Raw genomic sequence first — 20934 nt, 5'->3', positions numbered from 1 at the left:
GCTGATGGGCTTTTCGAATCCGCGCACACCCTGGTCCCAGCTGGCCCAGCGGCTGGAGGGCAAGCAGACCAGCAGCAAACAGGTCGACCGCAAACAGGTCACCGACAGGCAGACGGTCAACAGGCGATCGGTTGACGAACACGCCGACGGATCCGACGCGCCCGCCTTCTCTCGCCCCGACCGGCATCAGGTCTCGGTGGGTCCTGGCGGCTCCGACGGTGCCGGCCGCTATTCGGGACCGGGTCAAGGCCCCATCCTGCGCACCTCGAGCGTCGAGTGGGCGGAGCTGCATGTGCATTCCCAGTTCAGCTTCCTCGATGGAGCCTCGGACCCCGAAGAGCTCGTGGCCGCGGGTGCAGCCGCGGGGCTGACGTCCCTGGCGCTGACCGATCACAACGGTCTCTACGGTGCGGTGCGGTTCGCCCATGCCGCCGCCGAGGTGGGTCTGCCCACCGTCTTCGGTGCTGAGCTGTCCGTGGGGTTGGAGGAGAAGATCCCCGGCCAGACCGATCCCGATGCCACCCACCTATTGGTCCTTGCTCGTGGAGTCGAGGGATACCACCGACTCTCGATGGCCATCACCGAGGCCAACTTGGCGGGGGAGAAGAACCGACCGGTGTTCGGCCTCGAGGAACTGGCAGCGATGAGCGGTGACTGGACGATTCTCACCGGCTGCCGCAAAGGCCCCCTGCGTCGAGCCCTGAATGACCCGGACGGGGGACTCGGTGCCCTGCGCAAACTCATCGCGCTCTTCGGAGCCGACCGTCTCGCGGTTGAACTCAGCCGGGATGGGACTCCGGATGACGATGAACGGCTGCGCCACCTCGGCGACCTGGCTCAGCGCACCCACCTGCCGATCGTGGCCAGCAACAGCGTCCATTTCGCCACTCGGGCGCAGTGGAAGTCAGCCCAGGTGCGGGCCTCGGTGAGGTCCAGGCTGTCCCTCGACGAACTGGCCGGGTGGCTGCCGGCGACGGCGAACGCTCGGATCCACACGGGGGAGGAGATGGCGGCACGCTTCCCGCGTCAGGCGTTGGAGAACGCGGTGGCCATCGGCCGGGAATGCTCCTTCGTCCTGAACTCGGCCCGCCCGGATCTGCCGCGTGCGCCGATGCCTGATGACCGTGGGGCCGAGGAATATCTGCGTGAGCTCATCGAAGATCGCGGTGCCAGGCGCTACGGGACCCGAGCAGAGAACCCGAAGGCCTGGGCCCAGCTGGATCGGGAGATGGACATGATCGCGACGCTGGGATTCTGCGGATACTTCCTCATCGTCTACGACATCACCGAGTTCTGCCATCGGGTGGCCATCTTCTGCCAGGGGAGAGGCTCGGCGGCGAACTCCGCGGTCTGCTATGTCCTCGACATCACCGCCGTCGACGCGGTCAAGCACGAACTCCTCTTCGACCGTTTCCTCTCACCGGACCGCAAGGGCTATCCGGACATCGACATCGACATCGAATCGGGCAGGCGCGAAGAAGTCATCCAATACGTCTACGACCACTTCGGCCGTGAGCGGGCGGCCCAGGTCGCCAACGTCATCACCTACCGGGCGAAATCAGCCATCCGTGACGCGGCCTTCAGCCTCGGCTACGAACCGGGGCAGCAGGATGCGTTCTCAAAGGCCAGCAACCGCTGGTCGACCCTGCCCGAGGCGGAGGATTCCCCGGTCCCCGCGCCTGTGCTCACGATCGCGGATGACCTGCTGGGCTCACCCCGTCACCTGGGCATCCACTCCGGCGGCATGATCCTCGCCGATCGTCCCATCGGTGAGGTCGTTCCGATCGAGAAGGCCACGATGGGCCATCGCACCGTCGTCCAATGGGACAAGGACGACTGCGCCGTCATGGACCTGGTGAAGTTCGACCTGTTGGGACTGGGCATGCTCACCGCACTCCACGAGATGGTCGACCTGGTCCACCGGCACACCGGCGAGCTCATCGAACGCGCCCACATCGACGACGAGGACGAAGCCGTCTACACGATGCTGCAGAAGGCCGATGCGGTGGGCGTCTTCCAAGTCGAATCACGGGCTCAGCTGGCGACCCTGCCCCGCCTGCGCCCGGAGACGTTCTATGATCTCGCCGTTCAGGTCGCCCTCATTCGGCCCGGCCCCATCCAAGGCGGTTCCGTCCACCCCTACATCCGCAGACGGCAGGGCCTGGACAAGGTCGAGTACCTCCACCCGCTGCTGCGCAAATCCCTGGCCAAGACCTACGGGGTGCCGCTGTTCCAGGAGCAGCTCATGCAGATGGCCATCGACGTCGGCGGCTTCACCGGGGCCGATGCCGACCAGCTGCGGCAGGCGATGGGATCGCGACGATCAGAGAAGCGGATGACCGAGCTGGCCCAGAAATTCCAAACAGGCGCTGCGGCCAACGGAGTCGACGAGGAGACCGCGGAGTCCATCTTCTCCACGATCGCCGCGTTCGCCAACTACGGGTTCCCCGAATCCCACGCGATCAGCTTCGCCAACCTCGTCTATCAGTCGGCCTGGTTCAAATACCACCACCATGCGGCATTCACCGTCGGCCTGCTGCGCAGCCAGCCGATGGGCTTCTACTCGCCGCAGTCCCTCGTCGCCGACGCCCGCCGACACGGGGTGAGAATCCTGCCCGTGGACATCCGCCACTCGATGGCCGGCAGCGACCTGGAACGACTCGAGTCCGATGGCACCGGAGACTCGGGCGAGTTCGGGATCCGGTTGGGATTGGATTCGGTGTCTCATGTCGGGTCCTTCGCCGAGGTGATCGTGACCGAACGCGCGAAGGCACCATTCACCTCGGTGGCGGACCTGGCCGAACGCACCGGGATCGGCAAACAGGGCCTCGAAGGACTCGCGACCGCGGGGGCGCTGAGCTGCTTCGACCTCGATCGCAGGCAGGCACTGTGGCTGGCCGGTGGGGTCGCGGGAGCACACCCGGGCGTGCTGCCGGGAACCGCCACGATCTCCTCGGCACCGACCCTGCCGACCATGGACGCCTTCGATACGACCCTGGCAGAACTCTTCTCCACCGGGATCACCGTCGACGGATACCCGACCGAGATCCTGCGAGCGTCCCTGATCGAACGCGGCTATGCCTCGACGGCTGATGCCGCTGCGGCCGCGGACGGGACTCGGATGACGGTGGCCGCCATCGTCACCCACCGACAGCGCCCGGCCACCGCCTCGGGAATCACATTCATCAACCTCGAGGACGAATTCGGGATGCTCAACGTCGTGGCCACTGCCGGGCTGATGAAGAGGTTCAGGCCGATCGCAACCTCACGCAACGCACTCGTGGTCACCGGGCTGATCCAACGCGGAGGAGAGGTCGTGAGCCTCTACGCGCACAAGCTCATCCCACTCGAGGTGCAGCTGCCGACCAAGGCCCGCAACTTCCGCTGAGGGGACTGGCGGTGTGAGCGCTGCGAAAACTAGTGGTGTGACGAAACATGACGCCAGGTGACATGAACATGACGAGATCGCATCGGGGAAGTCACAGAGTCGAAGACAGTAGTGACATCACCACAAACAATCGCGCGGACCACCACGGGCGACTCACCCGTACCCGAAGGAGACACATCATGACCCAGTCATTCGAAACTCGTCAGATCCATGCTGGCCAGACACCGGACCCGGCCACGGGCTCCCGGGCGCTGCCCATCCACCAGACCACCTCGTTCGTCTTCGACAGCAATGAGACGGCCGCGAACCGCTTCGCCCTGGCCGAGCTCGGCCCCATCTACACCCGCATCACCAACCCGACCACCGAGGTCGTGGAGAACCGCATCGCCGACCTCGAAGGCGGCGTCCACGCCGTGCTCACGGCCTCAGGTCAGTCGGCAGCCCTGCTGGCGATCACGAACATCGCCGAAGCCGGTGACCACATCGTCGCCAGCTCCAGCCTCTACGGCGGAACCTACAACCTGCTTCACGTGACCCTGCGCAAGCTGGGCATCGAAACCACCTTCGTCGACGTCGACGACCTCGAGGCCTGGAAGTCAGCAGCGAAGGACAACACCAAGCTCTTCTTCGCCGAGGTTGTCTCCAACCCCCGCTCCGATGTCCTCGACATCGCAGCAGTGGCTGACATCGCCCACGAAGCCGGTGTTCCGCTCTTCGCCGACAACACCCTGGCCACCCCCTACCTGGTGCGCCCGATCGAGCACGGTGCCGACGTCGTCCTCCACTCGGCCACCAAGTACCTCGGCGGACACGGCAACTCGATCGCCGGTGTCGTCGTCGACAGCGGAAACTTCGACTACGGCACACAGCCGGAGAAGTTCCCCGGCTTCAACACCCCAGATGAGTCCTACAACGGTCTGGTCTACGCTCGCGACCTCGGCGCGGACTCGGCCTTCGGCGCAAACGTCTCCTTCGGCCTCAAGGCCCGTGTGCAGGGTCTGCGCGACCTCGGACCGGCCGTCAGCCCGTTCAACGCATTCCTCATCGCCCAGGGAATCGAAACCCTGAGCCTGCGCATCGACCGCCACGTCGAGAACGCGAACAAGATTGCCTCCTACCTCGAAAGCCACGACCAGGTCAGCCGGGTCGCCTTCGCGGGACTCGAGTCCAGCCCCTGGCACGACAAGGCCAAGAAGTACCTGCCCAACGGTGTCGGATCGGTCCTCGGCTTCGACATCGCCGGAGGCTTCGACGCCGCCGTGGCATTCGTCGACGCACTTGAACTGCACTCCCACGTGGCCAATATCGGCGACGTCCGCTCGCTGGTCATCCACCCGGCATCGACGACCCATGCCCAGCTGGACGAAAAGGCACAGGCCGCCGCCGGCGTGAACCCTGCCTTCGTGCGTCTGTCCGTGGGACTCGAAGGCAGCGACGACATCATCGCCGACCTCGACAAGGGCTTCGCCGCTGCCGCAGCGATCGCATCGGCCGCCGCCTGACATGACCACCCAGAGCACTTCCGTCGAGCGAATCCTGGGCTTCGTCACAGAATCCGGACACACGTTCAGAACTGTCGAAGTCGCCTATGAGACCTTCGGCACACTCAACACGGAGCGCAGCAATGCGATCCTGGTCGAACACGCCCTGACCGGCGACACCAGCGTCACCGAATGGTGGGCAGGCATCGTCGGTCCGGGGCAGGCGATCGACACCGAGAAATACTTCGTGGTGTGCGCGAATTCGCTCGGCGGGTGCTCGGGAACCACCGGACCGCAGTCCGTCTATGACGACGGGCTGCCCTACGGATCCAGATTCCCTCAGGTCACCATCCGCGATATGGCCCGACTGGAACACAATCTCACTCAGATCCTCGGCATCGACTCCTGGCATGCCGTCATCGGCGGATCGATGGGCGGAGCCAGAGCCCTCGAATTCGCGCTCCTCGACAAACGCAAGGTGAAGAAGTGCGCGATCATCGCAGCACCGGCCTTCTGCGAAGCCGATCAGATCGCCTGGGCGATGATGCAGGAGCGCGCGATCGAACTCGACCCCGACTACTATTCCGGTGACTACACCGCGGTCGGGGCCTTCCCCGCACAGGGGCTGGGTCTGGCACGCCAGATCGCCCACCTGACGTACCGCAACGATGTCGACCTCAACAACCGATTCTCCCGGCGACGCCGATCGCCTGACTACTACGAAGTCACCTCGTACCTCGACCACCAGGCAAAGAAGCTCACCGCACGGTTCGACCCGCACAGCTACGTCGTGCTCACCCGAGCCCTGCGAGACCACGATGTGCGCATCGGTCGCTCACACGACCTGACGACTGCACTGGCCGATGCCTGCGTCGACAACCTCGTAGTCTCCGTCTCCTCGGATCGGCTGTTCCCGCCCGCGCAGGTCGAACTCCTCGCCCAGAACCTGCCCGGAGACGTGACCCATCACGTCATCGACTCCGGCATCGGCCATGACGGCTTCCTCACCGAAACCGAGGCTGTCTCGACGGCACTCAAGGGCTTCCTCGACACCTGATCGCCTGCCTGGGCACAACACGCCGGGCACAACACATGAGAGGGCCGTGCGGCTGATTCGCCGCACGGCCCTCTCACTGTCTGTCAGGACTCACTGTCTGTCAGGACTCACTGTCTGTCAGGACTCACCGGAAGTGAAGCCTTCTACTTCCCGGCCTTCGCCTTGCGAGCATCCTTCTCGGCTGCCTTCTTCGCTGCCTTTTCGGCCTTACGCAGCTGCTTCTCCGGCACCGCATAGTCTTCCTGGGCGCGGGAGTGACGGTAGTAGTCCGCGGCTTCGTCCTGTCGCTCGGCCTCAACGCCGGTCGAGATCGTGGCGCGACGATGGTCATCGCCGTAGCCGAAGGCGTCCACCAGGTCCAGAGCATTGGCCGAGAGCTTCGCGCACAGGCGATTGAGCGTCTCGTTGAGCTGACGGGCACGCAGCATCGGCAGGCGACCGTACATGAGGTGCCAGCCCACATGCTTCTCGATGAGGCTGAGACCATAGGTATCGCGCAGACGCCGGAACAGCTTGTTCTGGACGGGGTCCTGCTGCTCCCTCATCGCTTCGTCGAGGGCCTTCCACTTCTCCAGCTCAACGTAGGCACGAGCCATCTCGATGAACTCATGCTGATTGGAATTGAACAGGTCGGCCGCGTCTGCCGCCGACATCTTCATCGCCGGGCGCAGCGCCTGCGCGAGGCCGGAGACCATGACTTCGAGCCGGGTCTCCAGCAGCGAACGCTGCAGGCGTCCGGACCGGATCCGCTTCTCGCCGAGGTTGGGGGTGAAGACATCGGAGATGGCCAGTCCCGCATTTGCCAGTCCGGTCCGGTAGAGCGTGTGCTCGGCTGCTTGGGTGCCGATGTAGCGGGCGGCCCCGCCGACATCGATATTGGCGAATTCCTTCGCATAGTCGCCGAGGAGGCGCTTGGCTGCCAGCTGCAGGAGCACGGTGTTGTCTCCCTCGAAGGTGGCATAGATGTCGAGGTCGGCGCGCAGTCCCACCAGACGGTTCTCGGCCATGTAACCGGCACCGCCGCACGCTTCCCGGCATTCCTGGATGACGTCGAGGGCCATCCAGGTCGTGTCGGCCTTGAACGCCGCTGCACGGGTTTCGAGCAGGGCCCGGTTCTCTTCACTCTCGTCGGCGCCTGAGAAGACCTCTTCGAACGAGTTGAGCAGCTTCTCGTGGGCGAAGGCCGAGGCATAGACCGAGGCGATGGCCGGCATGAGGCGGCGCTGGTGCTGCTGGTAGTCCAGCAGGGTGGTCTCGTTGATGTCATCGACAGTGGTGAACTGCTTGCGTTCGAGCCCGTAGCGCACGGCGATGTCCAGCGCCAGCTTCGACGCCACGATGGCCGCACCGTCAAGGGAGACACGACCCTGGACAAGGGTTCCCAACATGGTGAAGAAGCGGCGTCCGGGGGAATCGATGGGGGAGGTGTACTTCCCGTCAGCATCCACGGCACCGTAGCGATCGAGCAGATTGAAGCGAGGAATCCGGACCTGCTCGAAGACGATCCGACCGTTGTCGACGCCCTTGAGGCCACCCTTGTAGCCGTCATCCTCAATGCTGATTCCCGGCAGGATGGTGCCGTCCTCGTCACGGATCGGCACGAAGAATGCGTGCACACCGTGGTTGACGCCGTTGGTGATGAGCTGAGCGAAGACCACTGCGGCACGGGCATCGCGGGCTGCATTGCCGATGTATTCCTTCGTCGCGGCACGGAAGGGCGTGTCGATGACGAACTCGTCCTTGTCGACCTCATAGGTTGCCGTGGTCCCGACCGCGGCCACATCTGAGCCGTGACCGATCTCCGTCATCGCGAACGAGCCCAGCAGCTTGCCCGTCTGCGCCGCGACCAGCCACGCGTCGTGCTGTTCGGCATTGCCCAAGTGCAGGATCGCTCCGCCGAAGAGTCCGAACTGAACGCCGGCCTTGACCTGCAGGCTGGGTGAGGCTGTGACTGTCTCCTCGAAGCTGGCGATATTGGTCGCATGCTCGTTGCGGCCGCCGAGTGCGGGCGGCAGCGCCACCATCGGCAGCCCGGTGTCGGCCATGAGCTCGACCCCGGCGAGCGTCTTCGCCCGCGTGGTCTCGAGGTCATCGGCGGGATCCTCATGCGTGATCTCTTCGAGTGCCAGGGTCCTGCCCTGGCGCCGAGCCTCGGCCCACCGGCCATCGAGGGCATTGTTGATCGCCTGTGGATCAAGGGAAAGCTTCATTCGTCTACTCCTAGTTTTGCGGGCAACGAGGCCCAGAGCCATTGACTGATTGCGGTGGCGAATTCATCGGGGCGGCTGGGATCGGCCAGCCAGCTTTCGGTCGCGGCACGCACGAACCCGATCGCACCTGCTGCCCAGAGGCGTCCCTGCGTTCCTTCCAGGGACAGCCTCTCGGCGAGGAGGCCGGCGATCGAGTTGAAGAACCCGCCGGTCTCCGTCGGTGCGAAGCGGTTGACTGCCGTATCGCAGAATCGGTAGATATTCGGTGATTCTGCGGCGAGCGCGACAAAGGCATGGATCATCTTGGTGAGTGCATCCTGCGCCGAGGCTGCTGTTGCGTCATCGAGTGACTTGGCGATGACATCCATCGCCCATTCGCCCATTGCCGCCTGCAGTCCGGCACGATCCGTGAAATACCTGTAGAGCACGGACTTGGTGGTGCCCGAATACTCCGAGATCTGCTCCATCGACAGCTCGTCTCCGTGCTCGTCGACGACATGCCGGACGGCGCGCAGCAGTTCTCGGCGCCTGAGGTCGCGATGCTGCTGCCACCGAGTGGACCGACCATCTGTGAGCGATTTCATGTGACAGACGGTATCAGGTACTGTCTGTAACAGTTAAATCCATATACCGGAGGTGCAAATGTCCACTCCCAATCAGCGCGCTGTCATCCTCGGCGGCAACCGCATTCCGTTCGCTCGTTCGAACAAGCAGTACTCCAAAGCAAGCAACCTCGATATGCTCACGAGCGCCCTCGACGGACTCGTGGCCCGCTTCGGCCTCGCCGGAGAGAGCATCGGTGAAGTCGCCGGCGGTGCTGTCCTGAAGCATTCGAAGGACTTCAACCTGACTCGTGAGGCGGTGCTCGGCTCCGCCCTGTCGCCGACCACTCCCGCATTCGACGTCGGTCAGGCCTGCGCCACCGGCCTTGAGACCGTGGTCAGCCTCAACAACAAGATCAACGCCGGCCAGCTCGAGTCGGGCATCGCATCGGGTGTGGACTCAGCGTCGGACGCGCCGATCGTCGTCAACGACTCGATGCGTGAGATCCTGCTCGAGCTCACGCGGGCCAAGACACTTGCGCAGCGGGCGAAGATCGCCGCGCAGATCCGTCCCGCCTACCTGGCTCCGCAGGCTCCGTCGACAGCTGAGCCGCGCACAGGCATGAGCATGGGCGAACACCAGGCGATCACCACCGCCGAGTGGAAGATCACCCGCGAGGCCCAGGACGCTCTGGCTCTGGCCTCTCACCACAACCTCGCCCGCGCCTGGGGCGAGGGATTCTTCGATGACCTCTCGACTCCGTACCTCGGCGTCAGCCGGGACACGAACATGCGCGCGGATTCCTCCGCCGAGTCCTTGGCCAAGCTCTCACCTGTCTTCGGCAAGAAGCTGAGCACTCCGGCCACGATGACTGCCGGAAACTCGACGCCGCTGACAGACGGAGCCTCCTCCGTCCTGCTCGGCAGCGAGGACTGGGCAAGCGAGCACGGCTTCACACCCCTGGCTCGCCTCGTCGACGCCGAAGCCGCTGCAGTTGACTTCGTCGACGGTGCCGAGGGTCTGCTCATGGCTCCGGCCTACGCAGTCCCGCGCCTGCTGGCCCGCAACGGCCTGACCTTCGAGGACTTCGACGTCTTCGAGATCCACGAGGCATTCGCCTCGACAGTCCTCAGCCACCTGGCGGCATGGGAATCGGAGAAGTTCTGCCGCGATAAGGCAGGCCTCGACGGGGCACTGGGATCCATCGACCGCAGCAAACTCAACCCCTTGGGCTCGAGCCTCGCCGCCGGACACCCGTTCGCGGCGACCGGTGGACGCATCATCGCCTCCACCGCGAAGTACCTCAAGCTCACAGGCAAGAAGAGGTCGCTGGTCTCGATCTGCGCAGCAGGCGGCCAGGGACTCACCGCGATTGTGGAGGCAGCATGAAAGACACCTACCTGGGCCTGGTCAACGGCCCACTGAAGCAGGTCGCGAAGACCCTGGGCCTGCCCCAGCCGGTCGAACTGCACCGCTTCGACTCGACACCGGCGGACTACCACCGGAAGCCGGTCCTCGTCCTCGGATCCGGGCCTGAGGCACAGAAGCTGGCAGATCTGCTGCTCGACAACGGTCTTGAAGTTCGGCGCCATGCCAGCTCGGGGGAGTCCCTGCGAGCGATCATCGCCGTCTTCGATGACGCGTCAGCCCCCGCAGACCTGTCTGAGACCGTGCTTGAGATCGGAACGGCACTGCGATCACTGGCCCGCTGCGGTCGGGTCATCACAGTCTCAGCAGCCCCCAAGCCTGAGCAGCAGAGCCCGGAGCTCGCGGCAGCGACTCAGGGAATCACCGGCCTGACACGGTCGATGGCTCACGAGATGCGCAGCGGAGCGACCGCCAACGGCATCCTCCTCGACGGCGTGGATGTCCAGGCTCCCTCCGTGGCCACCGCGCTGTGGTTCCTGCTCTCCGGCAAATCAGCCTATGTCTCGGGGCAGTTCATCACCGTCTCGACTCAGGCCGGCACACCGATCGGGATGAAGGAATTCCTGTCCACCGGTGACGTTGGGCCGCTGGCCGGGCGCACCGCTGTGGTCACCGGTGCCGCCCGTGGAATCGGCGCTGCGATCGCACGCAACCTGGCCCGCGACGGAGCCCACGTCATCGGCGTCGACATGCCCCAGGCCGGGCAGGCACTGGCTGAGGTGATGAACGAAGTCGGCGGCAGGTCCCTCCAGCTCGACATCACCACAGACACCGCGGCGGAGAAGATCGCCGAGGCTGTCGGCGGACCGGTCGACATCCTCGTGCACAACGCCGGAATCACCCGTGACAAGATGCTGGCGAACATGGATGCCTCCCGTTGGAACTCCGTCATCGCCGTCAACATCGCCTCCCAGGCCCGGATCAACGCCCACCTGCAGGCCAAGGGGCTGTTCGCTGATGGCGCTCAGGTCGTGTCACTGGCCTCGACCTCGGGCATTGCGGGCAACCGCGGACAGACGAACTATGCGACGTCGAAGGCCGGGGTCATCGGACTCACAGCCGCCTCGGCGTCGGACTTCGCGAAGCTCGGCGGCACGATCAACGCTGTGGCCCCCGGCTTCATCGAAACCGATATGACCGCCAAGATGCCGGCGTTGACCCGCCAGGTCGCCCGCAGGCTCTCCAGCCTCCAGCAGGGAGGACACCCTGTCGACGTGGCCGAGACCATCGGCTTCCTCGCCTCGGCGGGGGCCAGGGGCATCAACGGTTCGACACTGCGCGTGTGCGGCCAGAACATGGTGGGTGCGTGATGGCGAAGGAATCCATGCTGCCGCTCTACGCGAAGGCCGTGCTCAAGGCACTGCCGTTGGGCACACGCACGAGTCCTGATCTGCCCACCCGCGCCCTGGATCGCAGTATGCCGATCGAGGCCGATGCCTACGCGGGGTTCACCACCGTCGTCGGCGCCGGTCTGGGCAACACCGTCCATCCCGGCTACCTCCACGTGCTTGCGTTCCCGTTGAGCATGCAGCTCCTCGGTGACCCCGAGGTGCCGCTGCCGATGATGGGCATGGTCCATGTCCACAACCGCATCGACAGCCTCGGCGCCGTACATGTCGGTGACAGCGTCGACTTCCATGTGGAGTTGGCCGGTCCGTTCCAGCATTCTGCTGGAACCACGATCGAGGTCATCGTCGAGGCCAAGGTCGAAGGCGAATTGCGCATGCGCGAGACCACGACCTATCTGGCCAAGGGCAAGAAGCTGCCCAATGCCGAATCGAAGCCGCAGCCACCGCGGGAGGAGTTCACGGCTCCCACCCCGACCGCATTGTGGCGACTCGATCCGATCATCGGGCAGCGCTACGCCCACGCTTCGGGTGACTACAACCCGATCCACCTCAACGGACTCGCGGCGAAGGGCTTCGGCTTCCCGCGGCTCATCGCCCACGGAATGTACGGCGCCTCGCGTGCCCTGTCTGCGGTCGATACGAGGCTGAGCTCCTACCGGTGGGACGTGTCCTTTGCCAAGCCCGTGCTGCTGCCGTCGACGGTCGGTTTCGCGATCACCGAGGGGCGTCGGCATGAGGCCGCGAAGTTCGCTGTCTTCGACCTCAAGTTCGGCAAGCCGCACATCCTCTCCGAGGTCTCAGAACTTCGCGAATGAGCGTGTGCAGGCGCCGGTGAGAGGCTCAGCGAAATCAGTTGAGTGCCGTGCGTCACAATCGGCCGATCTGATTTTGCACGGCCGATAGTCGCGTGTAAAGTAATCTCTGTTGCCAGCGCGAGTGGCGGAATTGGTAGACGCGCTAGCTTGAGGTGCTAGTGCCCAACTTATCGGGCGTGGGGGTTCAAGTCCCCCTTCGCGCACAACAGAGGAAATGGCCTCCGGATCTGATCCGGAGGCCATTTCTCATTCACTCACGCGGGACTGTGAACACTCACCCGACATCACGATTGGCGGATATTACGGTGTCGTCGACGCAGTTGCTATAACGTGGATCGCATCAGCGATTTCCACCGATCCGACGGGAGACACCGTGTACGATTTCAGCGCCGCCGAAGCCGAGGTCACTTCTCTGTGCCAGCAGCTCATCCGCATCGACACCCAGAACTGGGGCGGCAACAAGGTCAATCCTGAACGCCCTGCCGCGGATCTCATCGCCGCCTGGTTCGACGAGGTGGGCCTGGAGTCCACCATCATCGAATCGGAACCGGGACGGGCCTCGCTGGTGGCAAGGATCAAGGGCACAGACCCAGATGCCGACGCTCTCGTCGTCCACGGCCACACCGATGTGGTCCCGGCGGCAGCCGAGGATTGGAGCGTGGACCCCTTCGCCGGTGTCATCAAGGATGAGCTGCTCTGGGGTCGCGGGGCCGTTGACATGAAGGACATGGACGCGATGATCATCGCCGCCGTCCGAGACATGCTGCGCCAGGGTCTGCGTCCCCGTCGTGATCTCATCATCGCCTTCTTCGCCGACGAGGAAGCCGGGGGCAACTACGGCGCCCGGTACATGGTCCGCAATCACCCGGAGCTCTTCTCCGGTGCCACCGAAGCGATCTCCGAGGTCGGCGGCTACTCCGTCGATGTCCGAGGTCAGCGTGTCTACCTCGTCCAGACAGCTGAGAAGGGACTCGCCTGGCTCAACCTCATCGCACATGGGACGGCCGGCCACGGCTCCCAGCGCAACGACGACAATCCGGTGACGCGTCTCGCTGCCGCTATTGCGCGCATCGGCGAATACCCATGGCCGCAGGAGATCCCGGTGGCCACCAGGCAGCTCCTCGAGGGCGTCGCAGAGATCACCGGAATCAAATTCCGTGCCGATACGATCGGCGAGCTCCTGGCTGAACTGGGTTCGGTCGAGAAGTTCGTCGCACCCACCCTGCAGAACACCTCGAATCCCTCATTCCTCAACGCCGGCTACAAGCACAACGTCATCCCGGGCACGGCCACCGCCTACGTCGACTGCCGCACCCTGCCGGGTCAGCACGAGGATGTGATGCTCAAGATCAAGGAGCTCGCGGGGGAGGGCATCGACATCGAGGCCAATGACGAGGGGGACGCACTGGAGGCCCCCTTCGACACCCCGCTGGTTGCTCAGATGCAGAAGAGCCTGCTCGATGACGATCCCACAGCAAAGGTTCTGCCCTACACGCTCTCAGGCGGCACCGACAACAAGTCCATGGCGGAGCTGGGAATCACCGGCTACGGGTTCGCCCCACTGCAGCTGACCGGCGATCTCGACTTTCCAGCCATGTTCCACGGCGTCGACGAGCGGGTGCCCATTTCGGCGCTCAAGTTCGGGGCGAGGGTCCTGGGCGATTTCCTGATGAAGACATAATCGTAATCGCGATTCCGACGAGCACCAGGGCGGCGCTGAGGACCGTCGTGGTGCTCACCAGGGATCCGGGAATCGGCAGCAGGAGATCAAGCAGCAACGCGCCGAGGAGATTCCCGAACAGCGAGAACAGGCTGAGCAGGAGGACACCGAGTTTGGCCACAGTCAGAGCGGTCAGCCCGATGAAGATGACTCCGAAGGCTCCGCCGAGCAGCATCCACCACTGAGTCGGTTCCGTCGGGAAGCCTGCCCAGGGCACTCCGCTGAGCATAATGACTCCCGCAGCCACGAGAAGCGCGAGGAACCCCACCGCGAAGTTCACAGTGGTGGCCACGATGACCGACCCGGTGGCTGACTTGATCCGTCCGTTGAACGCCTGCTGCACGGAGGTCAGAGCACCGGAGACGAAGGGCAGAAGCAGAGCCCACAGGGGGACTCCGAGCGTGAGCCTCTCCGACGCGCCGTAGACCAGGGCCGCGATGACGACGATGACCCCGAAGACCCGGAGGACCGTCAGACGCTGTTTCCCGCCCGGCGGCAGGCGTGTGGAATCGACGGCAAGGCCACCGGTGACCTGACCGGAGACAAAGGCCATCGTGAACATGGCGACGCCCATGATCGGGACAGTCGAGGCCTGGGCGATGACGACGAGGCCGCCGCTGAGACCGCCGAGGAGCATCCACCACGGCATCGCACGGCTGCGAACCAGGCGGATCAGAGTCCGCGCACCGGTCCGAGAGCGCGAGGAGCACAGCATCGTCGTCCCCACGAGGATGAGCCCGACGATGAAGGACACGAGCGCGGCGAAGACCGAATGGCCCAGAACCGGGCCGAGGAGGCCGTTGGCGCGACCTTGGAGAGACATGGCACCGCCGGCCACGATGGTGACGAAGCCGGCGAAGAGGACAGGAAGAAGCGCAGCGGGTGATTTCACAGGAGTGGTGTCAGCTGCTCAACGTCAGAGGCATGATCTTGCGACGCAGCCAGACAGTCTTGGTGCCTCCCATGGAGATCCGAGTCCGGGCGAGCTCCCACTTGCCGTATTCGGCCTCATCGTTGAGTTCCTGAAGACTGACCGAGCGGGGTGTATCTCTGGAGAACGAGACCTTGCGAAACTCATAGGTCATGGCCGGACGCTGACGTTTCATAGGCCCACTGTAGATGATCTGGGCTAGGGTTGATGGCATGCCCGTCATCGTTCTCCTCAGGCACGGCGTATCCAGTGCGAACACAGCAGGGATCCTCGCCGGGCGCGCTCCCGGCGTGTCGCTGACCGATCAGGGTATCAGCGCCCTTCGTGAGACCCTGCGGATGCTCCCGAACCAACACTTCTCCCGCCTGCTGCATTCGCCGCTTCTGCGGTGTGAGCAGACCGCAGAGATCGCGCGGGAGACGATCAGCGCCGACACCGTGGCAGCCGTCGACGATCTCATCGAGCTCGACTACGGGGAGTGGACGGGACGCAGTCTCAAGGACCTCGGTGGTGAAGAACTGTGGAAGACCGTCATCGACAATGCATCCCAAGCACGTTTCCCCGGCGGAGAGTCCATCGCCGAGGCGGCTGAGCGTGCCGTCGCACGCGCAGCGACCGTCGTCGAGGAGCTGCGTAATGAAGAGCGCGACGACGAGAAGCAGCGAGACCCAAACTCCGATGAGAAGAAGACCAGCACCAGCCGGTGGGCGATGCTCGTCTCTCATGGAGACATCATCAAGGCGCTCATCGCCGACGCGCTGGCCATGCCGCTCGACGACTTTCAGCGCATCAGCGTGGCACCGGGCTCATTCACCGTCATCGACTACTCAGGACCCCGACCCGTGCTGAGTGCAATGTCGATCACCGCCGCAGGGCTGGCCGAGGGGAACACGCCGGGCGGCGGAGGGCTGCGCTGAAGTTCGTTCCTTGAAGCATTGAAGGTTCCTTGAATCGCTGAAGGGCGGTCACAGCAGCTGCTGTGACCGCCCTTCTCTCGGCTTGACCCCTTGGGTCGTTATCCGACGGCTCGGGTGGCGGCGGTGGCTCAGGTGGCGGCGAGAACGCCGGTGCTCAGCAGAACGTAGAGCACGAGACCCAGGGCCACGCGGTACCAGACGAAGATCGCGAACGACTTCGTCTTCACGTATCCGAGGAACCAATGGATGACGAGGAGTCCGAGTCCGAAGGCGATGATGGTGGCGAGGATCGTCGGGCCCCAGCCGATGACCATGTCCGTGCTGCCCAGCGTCTGGAAGACGGAATAGAAGCCTGAGCCCAGGACGGCCGGGATGGCGAGCAGGAACGAATAGCGGGCGGCTGCCGGGCGGTCGAAGCCCATGAAGCGTCCAGCCATGATCGTGCCGCCGGACCGCGAGACTCCGGGGATGAGGGCAAGCGCCTGGGCGAAGCCGTAGGCGATGCCCTGGCCCCAGGTCATATCCTCGAGAGTGCGTTCCTTCTTGCCCACCCAGTCGGCGAGGCCGATGATGAGACCGAAGACGATGAGCATGGTCGCGGTGATCCACAGGCTGCGCAGGGCACCTTCGATAGCGTCCTGGAAGAGCAGACCCAGGATGACGATGGGGATGGAGCCCACGATGATCAGCCAGCCGAGCCGGACCTCCGGGTCCTTGCGGTCATGCTTTCCGACCAGCGCCTTGCACCATTTGGAGATGATGGAGACGATGTCGCGCCAGAAGTAGACGACGACAGCCGCCTCGGTGCCGATCTGGATGATGGCGGTGAAGAACGCTCCCGGGTCCTGGCCCGGCAGCATGAACTCTCCGACGATGCGCACATGTGCAGAGGATGAGATAGGGAGAAATTCCGTCAGTGCCTGAACGATGCCGAGCACAGCGGCGACCAGCCAGTCGTACATGCGTCTCCTAGAGAAAGTGGGGTGGGAACGAAACCACGGTAGTCGCCGAATCGGGTAACCTCAACAATCATGAAGCAACAACGCCTCGGCAGCACCGGTCTTGAAGTCAGCGAAGTGGGTCTCGGCACATTCGAATGGGGGCACCGGGTCGACGCCGCAGTCGCACAGCGACTCGTCGACGAGTACGTCGGTGCTGGTGGGAACCTCATTGAGCTTCCCAGTTCAGGTGTCCACGCGGCCCAGGTGCTGTCCCAGCTGAGACTTTCTGAGGAGATCGTGTTGGTTGCCCGAGTGGGCGTGTCAATGAGTGAGCCATCCCACATCGAGGTGGGTCTGGGGCGAGCTCGGATCCTTGACCAGGTGGATTCGCTGCTGCGCACGACCGCACGCTCGCACATCGATGTGCTCATCCTCGATGTCTTCGATGCTGACGTGGACAGGGCAGAGACCGCCTCGGCGATCGACACCCTGCTGACATTGGGCAAGATCCGCTACGTCGGTGTGTCTCACCACGCCGGCTGGGAACTGGCGGAGATGCGCGGAGCGGGCGTGCCGATCGCCTGCGCCTTGACCGAATACTCCCTGCTCAACAGGGAGGCGGAGAACGATCTGCTGCCCGCAGCCAACTATGCAGGGGTGGGACTCATCGCCGGTGCCAGCCTGGGCAGGGGAGTGCTGAGCGACAAATATCGGCGCGGCACTCCACAGGACTCGCGTTTCGCGGTGGGTGAACTCACCGACTATGTGGGTGCCTACCTCGACGAACGTTCGACTCGGGTGCTGGCAGGAGTCCGCAAGGCTGCGGCTGCACTGGGCGTGACCACGGCGGACATCGCACTGGCATTCAACAGGTACCAGGGCATCACGTCGTCACTGGTCTCCGCCCGTACCCCCGAACAGCTGTCCCAGGTGGTCAGCAGCGAGGTCGAACTCGAACCCGAGATCGCCGAGGTGCTCGATCAGATCTCCTGATCCTGCAGCCTGATTGACCAGGTTCAGGCTGACTGACCAGGTTTCAGACAGGGTCGACGAAGCTCAGTCGTCCTCGTCATCGTCCTTGACGGCGAAATCACCGTCGAGGTCGTTGTCGTCGTCATCCTCCTTGGCGTCTTCGACATCGTCGAAGAGCTCGAACGGAGTGACCTCGTCGTACGCGGTATAGATCGCGTCCTCGTAGATTTCGAAGGCGTCGGCTAAGGCCATGTAGGCAGCTTCGACACGGGGGTCTTGGTCTCCATTGCGGTGTGCGGATGCAGCGAAGTGCTCACCCACTGCTTCGAGGAATGCGTCCAGGGCCTCACGAGGATCAGTGCTCATGACTCAAATGTATCCCAGGGAAGTCGGACATGTAAGTCTTTGAACTAGGCTGAAGGCATGGCAGCTTTGTACGACCACCCCACCCCAGAACGTTTCATCGTCGGCACGATCGGTCTGCCCGGCGAGCGAACGTTCCTCTTGCAGGCGAAATCAGGAAGTTCACTGACGACGGTGGTGGTGGAGAAGGAACAGGTCGAGATCCTCGCCGATCGGATCACCGAACTTCTCGACATGGTCATGGTCAAAGACCCTGCGGCGCGAGTGCCCCAATCTGCCATCGACGAACGCATCGACAACGCCGGCCTCAACGTGCCGATCGAACCGGAGTTCCGGGTCGGCACCATGAGCCTGGGGTGGGACACCGTCGCCCACGAGCTCGTGGTCGAATGCTTCGAACTCACCGAAGCGGACGCTCAGACGGGCACCTCGGCAGAACCCGACGACGATGAAGTGGACCGGGAGGTGCTGCGCATCGTTCTCGACGCCGCCGGCTCCCGCGAATTCGCGCGCCGAGCCGACCAGGTCGTCTCCGCCGGTCGTGGCGACTGCCCCTTCTGTTCGCTGCCGTTGGAGCCAGAAGGCCACCTGTGCCCCCGCGCCAATGGGATTGCGCGAACCTGAGTCCCATGCACGAAGATTTCGCCAGGCAGGCTCTGGAAGAAGGCTCCTGCACCGTGATGGGGGCAATCCCACGAGCCAGCAACGACACTCGCCTGGTGGTCGTCGACCATGCCGGCACACACCTCAAAGCCGTCTACAAACCGGCATCGGGAGAACGTCCCCTCGCCGATTTTCCGCAGCACACCCTGTCATTGCGTGAAGTGGCGTCCTACCGACTGAGCTCCCACCTCGACCTCAACGTGGTCCCGCCGACCGTCCTGCGCGAAGGTCTGGGGGCAGGGATAGGCTCCCTGCAGGCCTACGTCGAGGACGCCGGCGACGATGACTCTGTGTCCCTCACCACGGTCAACGCCATCCCGGCCGATCACACCCCGATGTTCGCCCTGCGCACCGAGGACGGCACCGATCTCGTGCTGTCCCACGACACCGGGGACGAACTCCGAGCGATCGCCTTCTTCGACCTTCTGGCCAACAACGCCGACAGAAAAGCCGGCCACATCATCACCGGCAGCTACCTGCCGGGCAGCGGCCCGACCAGCATCGGCACCTACGGCATCGACAACGGTCTGACATTCCATGCCGAGGAGAAGCTGCGGACCGTACTGTGGGGATTCTCTCGCTCGTCGTTCCAGGTGGAAGAACTCGACGCTCTCGACGAGGTGGCTCGAATGCCCACGGAGCTGGTCTCCGCGCTGGAGGACTGCCTGGACGAGGACGAAATCGAGAGCCTGCAGCGCCGCGCCGAGGCGTTGGGGGAGGCCGGAACCTTCCCCGAACCGCCCGAAGATCGGACCGTCATCCCCTGGCCGCCGATCTAGGCTGAGAAACGACCGCGAGAATCGTCTGAGGCAGGAAGTGCCGTTCTGCTATGACTCGGTTAGGCTAGTCTCCGTGAAGTCATGGTCCGAACCTCAGCTACCCCGCCTCACCAGCTCCGGAAAGGTGCCGACAGTCTTCGACACCGGCACTCGGAGCCCACGCAGACTCAAAGGGCGTGACCAGGCAGCGGGTCTCTATGTATGTGGAATCACCCCGTACGACGCCACCCACCTCGGTCACGCCGCAACCTATGTCGCGTTCGACCTGCTCAACCGGGTTTGGCGCGACGCGGGGCTCGACGTCGTCTATGTGCAGAACACCACCGACGTCGATGACCCCCTGCTTGAGCGGGCCGACGCGACCGGTGTCGATTGGCGTGAACTCGCTGAATCCCAGATCGAACTCTTCCGCGAGGACATGAGCGCACTGCGTGTGCTTCCTCCGCAGAGCTACATCGGCGTCGTCGAGTCCGTCGACCAGATCGTGAAGGCGGTGGAAGACCTCGTTGATTCGCGGGCCGCCTACACCCTCGACAACGGTGACGTGTACTACCGAGTCTCCACCCCGATCAATCCGCCCTTCGGCAGCGTCAGCCACGATGATCGGGCCACGATGGCCAAACTCTCCGCCGAACGCGGCGGGGATCCGGAGACTCCGGGCAAGGACAATGAGATCGACCCGCTGCTGTGGAAAGCCGCACGCGAAGGCGAACCGTCCTGGGACGGCGGAAAGCTCGGGCCGGGACGCCCGGGATGGCACATCGAATGCACCGTCATCGCCGACAAGTATGCCGGGCTTCCTGTCGACGTCCAGGGTGGCGGCAGCGACCTCGTGTTCCCACACCATGAGATGAGCGCAGCCCACGCGGCTGCGTGGAAGCAGACACCTTTGGCCCGGACCTACATGCACACCGGCATGGTCGGATACCAGGGCGAGAAGATGAGCAAATCGAAGGGCAACCTGGTGCTCGTGTCGAAGCTGCGCGAACAGGGTGTTGATCCGATGGTCATTCGCACCGTGCTGCTGTCGAACCACTACCGCAGCGACTGGAACTTCACCGAGGACCTGCTGGAAACCGCCTCGGCGCGGCTGAAGGCCTGGAGGCATGCGGCGATGTGCGAAGCCGAATGTCGGGAAGGACTGCGCGGGCACATCATCGGGCTGCTGCGTGAGTCCCTGGCAGATGACCTCGACAGCCCCCGTGCATTGGGCATTCTCGACGAATGGGCCGAGCACTACGCTGACTCACCCGCGGCCGAGACCGCGCCGGTGTGCGGAGACAGGGTCGCCGACGCCGTCGACGCCCTGCTCGGCATCAATCTGCACGCCTGACCGACCCTGAGGGTCTGACCGACTCTGAGAGCCTGACTGGCTCT

18 protein-coding genes and 1 tRNA gene are annotated in these 20934 nt (G+C 64.1%); 13 read left to right on the top strand and 6 right to left on the bottom strand.

Going from position 1 to position 20934, the window contains the following annotated elements; all coding sequences use genetic code 11:
- Positions 1-4 precede the first annotated feature (4 nt).
- From CXR25_RS10070 to metX, 3 genes are all read left to right on the top strand, one after another.
- A complete protein-coding gene (locus CXR25_RS10070) occupies positions 5-3388 on the top strand; it encodes an error-prone DNA polymerase (protein WP_009881321.1) in 3384 nt (1127 codons plus the stop codon).
- A gap of 179 nt (positions 3389-3567) precedes the next feature.
- Entirely contained in the window at positions 3568-4890 is a 1323-nt protein-coding gene (locus tag CXR25_RS10065) for an O-acetylhomoserine aminocarboxypropyltransferase/cysteine synthase family protein (RefSeq protein WP_069600215.1), read from the top strand.
- A 1-nt stretch (position 4891) separates the two neighbouring features.
- Positions 4892-5926, top strand: a complete 1035-nt coding sequence (gene metX, locus CXR25_RS10060) for a homoserine O-acetyltransferase MetX (RefSeq protein ID WP_096161961.1) — start codon at positions 4892-4894, stop codon at positions 5924-5926.
- Between the two features lie 143 nt (positions 5927-6069).
- On the opposite strand, the gene CXR25_RS10055 is transcribed toward metX, so the two are convergent.
- Both CXR25_RS10055 and CXR25_RS10050 read right to left on the bottom strand, forming a co-directional pair.
- Entirely contained in the window at positions 6070-8136 is a 2067-nt protein-coding gene (locus CXR25_RS10055) for an acyl-CoA dehydrogenase family protein (RefSeq protein ID WP_096145576.1), read from the bottom strand.
- Complete coding sequence (locus CXR25_RS10050; RefSeq protein WP_009881317.1) at positions 8133-8720, bottom strand: TetR/AcrR family transcriptional regulator; 588 nt, start codon at positions 8718-8720, stop codon at positions 8133-8135. Before CXR25_RS10050 ends, CXR25_RS10055 begins: the two co-directional genes overlap by 4 nt.
- A 58-nt stretch (positions 8721-8778) precedes the next feature.
- Here CXR25_RS10050 and CXR25_RS10045 point away from each other — a divergent pair, with 58 nt between their 5' ends.
- From CXR25_RS10045 to CXR25_RS10025, 5 genes are all read left to right on the top strand, one after another.
- Positions 8779-10068, top strand: coding sequence for an acetyl-CoA C-acetyltransferase (locus CXR25_RS10045; protein ID WP_125240538.1), 1290 nt, complete (start codon positions 8779-8781; stop codon positions 10066-10068).
- Positions 10065-11417, top strand: coding sequence for a 3-oxoacyl-ACP reductase (locus CXR25_RS10040; RefSeq protein WP_096167346.1), 1353 nt, complete (start codon positions 10065-10067; stop codon positions 11415-11417). The genes CXR25_RS10045 and CXR25_RS10040 overlap by 4 nt, the downstream gene beginning before the upstream one ends.
- On the top strand, positions 11417-12271 hold the full coding sequence (locus CXR25_RS10035) for a MaoC family dehydratase (protein ID WP_096167348.1): 855 nt from the start codon (positions 11417-11419) through the stop codon (positions 12269-12271). Before CXR25_RS10040 ends, CXR25_RS10035 begins: the two co-directional genes overlap by 1 nt.
- A gap of 115 nt (positions 12272-12386) precedes the next feature.
- A tRNA-Leu gene (locus CXR25_RS10030) sits at positions 12387-12474 on the top strand.
- A gap of 170 nt (positions 12475-12644) precedes the next feature.
- Complete coding sequence (locus CXR25_RS10025; RefSeq protein WP_164513813.1) at positions 12645-13952, top strand: M20/M25/M40 family metallo-hydrolase; 1308 nt, start codon at positions 12645-12647, stop codon at positions 13950-13952.
- Here CXR25_RS10025 and CXR25_RS10020 read toward each other — a convergent pair.
- Positions 13906-14883: a DMT family transporter gene (locus tag CXR25_RS10020; protein WP_114384908.1), complete on the bottom strand. Its 978-nt coding sequence runs from the start codon at positions 14881-14883 to the stop codon at positions 13906-13908. The two genes, CXR25_RS10025 and CXR25_RS10020, sit on opposite strands and share 47 nt — an antisense overlap.
- A 10-nt stretch (positions 14884-14893) precedes the next feature.
- Positions 14894-15097: a DUF5703 family protein gene (locus tag CXR25_RS10015; RefSeq protein ID WP_029416462.1), complete on the bottom strand. Its 204-nt coding sequence runs from the start codon at positions 15095-15097 to the stop codon at positions 14894-14896.
- A 37-nt stretch (positions 15098-15134) separates the two neighbouring features.
- Here CXR25_RS10015 and CXR25_RS10010 point away from each other — a divergent pair, with 37 nt between their 5' ends.
- Complete coding sequence (locus CXR25_RS10010) at positions 15135-15839, top strand: histidine phosphatase family protein (protein WP_096160731.1); 705 nt, start codon at positions 15135-15137, stop codon at positions 15837-15839.
- 128 nt (positions 15840-15967) lie between these two features.
- On the opposite strand, the gene CXR25_RS10005 is transcribed toward CXR25_RS10010, so the two are convergent.
- Positions 15968-16801, bottom strand: a complete 834-nt coding sequence (locus CXR25_RS10005; protein WP_114384907.1) for an undecaprenyl-diphosphate phosphatase — start codon at positions 16799-16801, stop codon at positions 15968-15970.
- A 69-nt stretch (positions 16802-16870) separates the two neighbouring features.
- On the opposite strand from CXR25_RS10005, the gene CXR25_RS10000 reads away from it, so the two are divergent.
- Complete coding sequence (locus tag CXR25_RS10000) at positions 16871-17773, top strand: aldo/keto reductase (RefSeq protein ID WP_069600211.1); 903 nt, start codon at positions 16871-16873, stop codon at positions 17771-17773.
- Positions 17774-17836: 63 nt separating this feature from the next.
- On the opposite strand, the gene CXR25_RS09995 is transcribed toward CXR25_RS10000, so the two are convergent.
- A complete protein-coding gene (locus CXR25_RS09995; RefSeq protein WP_096158745.1) occupies positions 17837-18118 on the bottom strand; it encodes a hypothetical protein in 282 nt (93 codons plus the stop codon).
- A 57-nt stretch (positions 18119-18175) separates the two neighbouring features.
- Between CXR25_RS09995 and CXR25_RS09990 the strand changes: the two genes are divergently transcribed.
- From CXR25_RS09990 to mshC, 3 genes are all read left to right on the top strand, one after another.
- Positions 18176-18739 (top strand): DUF3090 domain-containing protein, encoded by a 564-nt coding sequence (locus CXR25_RS09990; protein ID WP_096145573.1) that lies wholly within the window; start codon positions 18176-18178, stop codon positions 18737-18739.
- A gap of 5 nt (positions 18740-18744) precedes the next feature.
- On the top strand, positions 18745-19557 hold the full coding sequence (locus CXR25_RS09985) for an SCO1664 family protein (RefSeq protein ID WP_114384906.1): 813 nt from the start codon (positions 18745-18747) through the stop codon (positions 19555-19557).
- 73 nt (positions 19558-19630) lie between these two features.
- The gene (gene mshC / locus CXR25_RS09980) at positions 19631-20890 is read left to right on the top strand and encodes a cysteine--1-D-myo-inosityl 2-amino-2-deoxy-alpha-D-glucopyranoside ligase (RefSeq protein WP_009881304.1); all 1260 of its coding nucleotides are present in this window, start codon (positions 19631-19633) and stop codon (positions 20888-20890) included.
- Positions 20891-20934: the final 44 nt, after the last annotated feature.

Source organism: Brevibacterium aurantiacum (genome assembly GCF_003932995.1).
Lineage (GTDB): Bacteria > Actinomycetota > Actinomycetes > Actinomycetales > Brevibacteriaceae > Brevibacterium > Brevibacterium aurantiacum.
Note: the sequence above shows the minus strand (reverse complement) of the source record. Positions and strands in the feature narration are given on the sequence as shown.

Excerpts from the sequence above, each read along its gene's own strand:
- CXR25_RS10070 (WP_009881321.1), top strand. The coding sequence starts at position 5 with ATGGGCTTTTCGAATCCGCGCACACCCTGGTCCCAGCTGGCCCAGCGG.
- CXR25_RS10065 (WP_069600215.1), top strand. The coding sequence starts at position 3,568 with ATGACCCAGTCATTCGAAACTCGTCAGATCCATGCTGGCCAGACACCG.
- metX (WP_096161961.1), top strand. The coding sequence starts at position 4,892 with ATGACCACCCAGAGCACTTCCGTCGAGCGAATCCTGGGCTTCGTCACA.
- CXR25_RS10055 (WP_096145576.1), bottom strand. The coding sequence starts at position 8,136 with ATGAAGCTTTCCCTTGATCCACAGGCGATCAACAATGCCCTCGATGGC.
- CXR25_RS10050 (WP_009881317.1), bottom strand. The coding sequence starts at position 8,720 with ATGAAATCGCTCACAGATGGTCGGTCCACTCGGTGGCAGCAGCATCGC.
- CXR25_RS10045 (WP_125240538.1), top strand. The coding sequence starts at position 8,779 with ATGTCCACTCCCAATCAGCGCGCTGTCATCCTCGGCGGCAACCGCATT.
- CXR25_RS10040 (WP_096167346.1), top strand. The coding sequence starts at position 10,065 with ATGAAAGACACCTACCTGGGCCTGGTCAACGGCCCACTGAAGCAGGTC.
- CXR25_RS10035 (WP_096167348.1), top strand. The coding sequence starts at position 11,417 with ATGGCGAAGGAATCCATGCTGCCGCTCTACGCGAAGGCCGTGCTCAAG.
- CXR25_RS10015 (WP_029416462.1), bottom strand. The coding sequence starts at position 15,097 with ATGAAACGTCAGCGTCCGGCCATGACCTATGAGTTTCGCAAGGTCTCG.
- CXR25_RS10010 (WP_096160731.1), top strand. The coding sequence starts at position 15,135 with ATGCCCGTCATCGTTCTCCTCAGGCACGGCGTATCCAGTGCGAACACA.
- CXR25_RS10005 (WP_114384907.1), bottom strand. The coding sequence starts at position 16,801 with ATGTACGACTGGCTGGTCGCCGCTGTGCTCGGCATCGTTCAGGCACTG.
- CXR25_RS10000 (WP_069600211.1), top strand. The coding sequence starts at position 16,871 with ATGAAGCAACAACGCCTCGGCAGCACCGGTCTTGAAGTCAGCGAAGTG.
- CXR25_RS09995 (WP_096158745.1), bottom strand. The coding sequence starts at position 18,118 with ATGAGCACTGATCCTCGTGAGGCCCTGGACGCATTCCTCGAAGCAGTG.
- CXR25_RS09990 (WP_096145573.1), top strand. The coding sequence starts at position 18,176 with ATGGCAGCTTTGTACGACCACCCCACCCCAGAACGTTTCATCGTCGGC.
- CXR25_RS09985 (WP_114384906.1), top strand. The coding sequence starts at position 18,745 with ATGCACGAAGATTTCGCCAGGCAGGCTCTGGAAGAAGGCTCCTGCACC.